The sequence below is a fragment of the Pyrobaculum sp. genome (assembly GCF_049971835.1).
Lineage (GTDB): Archaea > Thermoproteota > Thermoprotei > Thermoproteales > Thermoproteaceae > Pyrobaculum.
Window position 1 is genome coordinate 1 of record NZ_JBMFKV010000288.1, and the last position, 2,008, is coordinate 2,008.

Consider the following 2,008-nt stretch of genomic DNA (forward strand, 5'->3'; position numbering starts at 1 on the left):
GACAGCCGCCGTCGTACATCCAGGGCTCGGGGACGGCGGATGGGGGGACGTCGACGCCTGGGCCGATGCGCTGGCCGGCCCTCTGCTCTATCTGCTGTACGGCATCCTCCACCAACTGCTGTACGGCGTCGAGGACCCGGCGGATGGGGTCGGTCGCCACAGCTGTGGCGAAGGCGTGCTCCAACTGCTCCCTCACCGTCTCGTACGCGCTGTCGGCGATTGCGGGGTCGGAGGCGCGGAGGAAGTCTCTCAGCGCCATCAAGGCGCCGAGGCCCTGCACGTGGCGGTGCATCTCGACGTAGCGCCGCGCCGCGATTGGAAACACAAGCCCCCAGGCGTAGAGCCGAGGCGCGAGTTTTTTCGCGTCTTCCAGCGCCGCGTCTAGGTTAGTCATCCTCGACGCGTCTCTAGTGAGTCTTATCGTCCACGCCCGCCTCTCAGCAGACAGGGAAGTGTACCTCAGCCCCGTGTCCACAACCACGAGGTTGCTGTAGAGGCTGTAGAGAACAACCTCGCCGTTCTCAACCCTCGCGGTCAAGTTGTCCACGTCGAACGCCCCCTCGACGAGAAGGCGGAGGAGCTCCACCCTCTCCTCCGGGAGCTCTCCTCTAACTTCATCCACGTTTACCGTGCCCTTGACGCTGTGGAACAGCCTGACGGCGGAGGCGGGGGAGGGGTCTATCAGCGGCTTGATTCCTCTTGCGCTGAGCATCGTGACTACCTTAGCCGCCGTGGAGCCGCCGGAGCCGAAGCCGGCTTTGTGGATGCGGAGGTACTCGGCGTAGCGGAAGGCGTGCCGCGCGTACGTAAGAAGCGTCCAGGTAGCCGACACGTCTAGGTACTTCTTAACCATGGAGACGTAGGCATATATCACGTCGCGAAGCTCCCTCAGCAGTTCGTCGGTCTCGTATATGATATCCATTTTGTACAGGGAGGCGTCGCCGGGGGGGAGGTGGTACACTGCGTGTGGCATGTTTTTGACGATCCACTTAGGCGCCTCCACCTCCGCCGCGTCGGCGAAGATAGAGGCGCCCTGCAGTTCAATCTTCCGCCACCCACCGTCTGAGAGGAAGTAGTACACGTCGCTGAGTCCGAGGGGGTAGACGGCGTGCTCCACCTCCACCTCGGGGCCTCCTCCGCCTCCGCCCCCGGCGAGGCGGTCGGCGACTACGTCGACGTACCACGCCAGCGCCTTCTCCCTAGTTTTGCTCAGCACGAACTGGAACACCTTTTCCCTCTTCACGTCGGCGCCGTACACCTTGTTCTTCTCGGCGTCCTTCACCACGAGGCGCATGACGCCCTCCCCCAGCAGAGCCACCTCCACCTCGTACTTCACCTCCCTTCCGCACCTGTAGACTACGTATGCCGAGTCTGCTGTCTCCCTGGCGGTCGAGGGGGCGCAGAGCTCGCTCATGCCTCAACAAGCCTGTACCTCCTCCCGCACGAGGCGCAGACAAGCACACCGCCCCACTCCACGAGGAGGCCGCCGCACGCAGGACACCGCGGCGTCCTCTCCACCACCGTGCTAATCTTCAGACCCGTCGCTACGGACGCCTTTTTCAAGAGTTCATAAGATCTGTCCGTCACCTTAATTGACCGGTAGGAGTCTTTTGTTTTGGTCTCCATGACAGAGATGTCTGCGCGGTTTTTAACAGTTTCTACAGATGTGTAACTTTTCCCACAGCTGTGGGAACGGTGCGGCTGAGCAGGGCGGGCGCCCGCCGCTTGACATCTGTCAAGAGCCTCAAAGCCGCGGGGGGTAGACACAGCCTCCGGCGGCTACTCTACACGAGACAAGGCCGGTGTATACACACATCGAAACGGACCCGGTTTGACAAATATATTTGTAAAGCGGACTTCTTCTACAAACGTAAAAATGGACACCTATACGAAGTTTATACGAACGGCGCGGCCCCCCGCCGTGTTCCAGGCCCTTTACACAGGTTTGTACGAAACCCGCCGACAGCATATACGAAAGCCTCCGACAAGCTTATACGAAGACGGCGGG

2 protein-coding genes are annotated in these 2,008 nt (G+C 61.3%); both read right to left on the reverse strand.

Going from position 1 to position 2,008, the window contains the following annotated elements; genetic code table 11:
- On the reverse strand, window positions 1-1,414 hold a 1,414-nt coding region (locus ACP5J3_RS13755), incomplete at its 3' end, for a hypothetical protein (RefSeq protein WP_428496204.1).
- Entirely contained in the window at window positions 1,411-1,626 is a 216-nt protein-coding gene (locus ACP5J3_RS13760; RefSeq protein ID WP_428496205.1) for a hypothetical protein, read from the reverse strand. The genes ACP5J3_RS13760 and ACP5J3_RS13755, both read right to left, overlap by 4 nt.
- Window positions 1,627-2,008 lie beyond the last annotated feature (382 nt).